Raw genomic sequence first — 853 nt, 5'->3', positions numbered from 1 at the left:
AGCCCAACTAAACGCGATGAGAGAGGATTTATTAAATGGATAAAAACATCACAAAAGCAAGGGCATATTTTTACGAATTTTTAGCTTATCCGCTATTTTTTCACACGAGCGATGAGAAATTTGCAAGGTGGAGAGAGCAGCTAAGCTACCTAGCGCAAAATCCTTTGAGCGAGCAAAGCGCAGAGGCATTTGCAAATTTAGATAAATTTAGCTTTAAAGAGCTTGTAAATGAGCAAAATGAAGTTCTTTTTGGCTTTACAAATATCCCCTTAAGCGCCTCTTTTTATGAAGAGGGCAGAGATAACGGCGCGGCTAGACTTAGGGTGATACACTGCCTAAACCTTAGCCCATATAGGCGTGATAAGGAGCTTTGCAAAGATAGCGAGGACTATGTTGGCTTTATATTTTTGGCGATGGCTACGTTTTTAAATGACGAATTTAACGGCGCAAAAAATATCAGCGACAAGCTCTTTAGCGAGACTTTAAATTTATTTGTAGATGAGTTTGGCTCGCTACTTTTAGCTCATAAAAATGCAAATTTCTTCCGCTCCTATGCGCTCATCTTAAAAGATTTTATCGAGCTTGAAAGAGCAGTCTTAAACGTAGAAGCACCAGCTAAGCCACAAGGCGATAGCGTCGCTATGGCAGCGCTTAAAAAAGAGCCATTTCAAAGCAAGATGCCAACTATTAAAACCAAGCTTCACTGGGAGGAATTCTCCCCAGTCATCTCACACGAGTTTAAAGACTAGCTTAAATTTACTCTTAGCCTAGCTATGAGTAAATTTAACATCTGCTTAAATCCCGCAACTATTCTTAATATTTTTTAACTATCTTAGCCCTTTAGTAGTAAATT

The 853-nt window shown here is 38.9% G+C and carries 1 protein-coding gene; it reads left to right on the top strand.

The features are described 5' to 3' along the window. Window positions 1–35: 35 nt before the first annotated feature. A complete protein-coding gene (locus tag CYP05_RS09370; RefSeq protein WP_103585417.1) occupies window positions 36–749 on the top strand; it encodes a TorD/DmsD family molecular chaperone in 714 nt (237 codons plus the stop codon). The last annotated feature ends 104 nt before the right edge of the window (window positions 750–853 follow it).

The organism is Campylobacter concisus, assembly GCF_002913545.1.
In the GTDB taxonomy this organism is placed as follows: Bacteria; Campylobacterota; Campylobacteria; order Campylobacterales; family Campylobacteraceae; genus Campylobacter_A; species Campylobacter_A concisus_AV.
Note: the sequence above shows the minus strand (reverse complement) of the source record. Positions and strands in the feature narration are given on the sequence as shown.

Excerpts from the sequence above, each read along its gene's own strand:
- CYP05_RS09370 (WP_103585417.1), top strand. The coding sequence starts at position 36 with ATGGATAAAAACATCACAAAAGCAAGGGCATATTTTTACGAATTTTTA.